General features: G+C 61.7%; 2 protein-coding genes. Both read left to right on the forward strand.

All coding sequences use genetic code 11. The annotated features are described in order from the left end of the window. Positions 1 to 849, forward strand: an 849-nt coding sequence (locus WCA53_RS17720; RefSeq protein ID WP_423913266.1) for a branched-chain amino acid ABC transporter permease, incomplete at its 5' end; no start/stop codon positions are given. A gap of 116 nt (positions 850 to 965) precedes the next feature. After that, the gene (locus WCA53_RS17725; protein ID WP_423913271.1) at positions 966 to 1,310 is read left to right on the forward strand and encodes a Rieske (2Fe-2S) protein; all 345 of its coding nucleotides are present in this window, start codon (positions 966 to 968) and stop codon (positions 1,308 to 1,310) included. Positions 1,311 to 1,526 lie beyond the last annotated feature (216 nt).

The following is a 1,526-nucleotide window of genomic DNA, read 5'->3' on the forward strand; positions in this document are numbered from 1 at the left end:
CAGCAGGCTTACTTCGGGATCGGTGGCTACGTCATGCTAGTGCTCGCGAACTACTGCGGCGTGTCGCCCTTTCTGGCCGTCCCGGTTGCGGGGGCGGTCGCGGTCGTGATCGCGGTGCCGGTGTCGCGCATTGCGTTTCGGCTGGAGGGCGGATACTTCGCGATCGGCACGTGGGTGATTGCGGAGGTTTTCCGCCTGACGGTCGCGAACATTTCGTGGCTTGGCGGCGGTTCGGGGACGAGCCTGACTGCGCTGCGGGAGATACCGCGCTCGTTGCGCGAATCGCTCACCTTATGGCTGGCGCTTGCTATTGTCGCTGCGGCGATCGGCTTGCTGTACCTGTTCCTGCGCTCGAAACGCGGCCTTGCGCTCACCGCAATGCGCGATAATCCGGTCGCCGCGAACAGTCAGGGCGTTGACGTGAAGCGTTCCCGGCTGATGGTGTATCTGGTCTCGGCGGGCGGTACGGCGCTTGCCGGAGGGCTGTATTTCGTGGGGAACCTGCGCATATCACCCGATGCCGCGTTCTCCGTGAACTGGACCGCGTTTGCTATCTTCATCGTGATGATCGGTGGTCTCGGTACGCTCGAAGGGCCCATTCTCGGCACGCTGATTTTCTATGTACTGAGCAAGTTCCTGTCGGACTTTGGCACTTGGTATCTGATTGGATTGGGCGCGCTTGCGATTGTAGTCACGTTATTTTTTCCGCAGGGAATATGGGGCTACGTGTCGAGTCGCTTCGGGCTGGAACTCTTCCCGCTCGGTCGAAGAATCGTGTTTCGCGAAACGGAAACGCCTACGCACTCGACGCGATCCGACACTGTCGACACGTTGCACGCAACACCTTGAGAGGCACTGCGATGAAAGACCCGAAAATTCAGGCCAGGACCGAAGCCGTAGTGCAGTCACCCAGCGGTTGCACTGTGGAGTGCGGCGCCGTGTCGTGCGAGAAGGTGTGACGCGCCATGGTCGATGCAACCAACGCAAATGCGCCCCTATGCGCACTCGAAGACGTGCCGGACGGCGGCGGCCTTGAACCCGTGCCGGCAATACTAGTCGTGCGCCGCGGCGCGCAGGCCTGGGCGTATCGAAATGTGTGCCCGCATTTTTCGATTCCGCTGAACTACGAGCCCAACACTTTCTGGGCTTACGGCGGCGAGCTCGTCATGTGCGCTCATCACAGCGCCATGTTCCGCTTCGAGGACGGCGCGTGCGTCGATGGTCCGTGCCTCGGCGCAAGGCTGACGGCAGTGCCTATCCGCATCGAGAACGGGACGATCATGCTTGACGATACCGAAGCGGGCACCTAAGCGGCCGATGCCCGCGTTTGCGCTGCGTCGCAGTGGTGCAATTGGATGGGTTCGGCGGTCGGGCGGCGGCCTGCAGAAGGGGGCGTTGCCCCCTTCGCGGAAACGCTCAGGCAGCTTCCTCTACTACTATTTGTGCCGCTGCGTCACGCAGGGCAGTCCGCAAACCTTCCTCAACGACAGGATGGTAGAACGGCATGGCAAGCATTTCGTCGACCG

This window comes from Caballeronia sp. (assembly GCF_049581465.1).
Lineage (GTDB): Bacteria > Pseudomonadota > Gammaproteobacteria > Burkholderiales > Burkholderiaceae > Caballeronia.